1 protein-coding gene is annotated in these 236 nt (G+C 45.3%); it reads left to right on the top strand.

All coding sequences use genetic code 11. The features are described 5' to 3' along the window. Positions 1-236, top strand: a 236-nt coding sequence (locus AC6UDE_RS07210; RefSeq protein WP_500697066.1) for a hypothetical protein, incomplete at both ends; no start/stop codon positions are given.

The raw sequence follows: 236 nt of genomic DNA, 5'->3' as shown, positions 1-236 counted from the left end.
AACCTGGACCGTTGATATTCAGGGTGACGGGGCTTCGTTTGATTTAAACGGACTTCGTTTTGGAATTCCTAGTCCAGGAGTTTATTCTCCTGGATGGGCCGGACAGTATGCTGGTCAGTGGATTACGCTAGATCAGTTAAGACAAGTCCTTCCTGGTGTTCAGGTTCAAGTTGACCAGATTAATGCGAACCATGCTAGATTATCGATTACTTTCCCAGATGGGGTAACCATTCAAT

This window comes from Fructilactobacillus sp. X2R5C3 (assembly GCF_059901325.1).
Note: the sequence above shows the minus strand (reverse complement) of the source record. Positions and strands in the feature narration are given on the sequence as shown.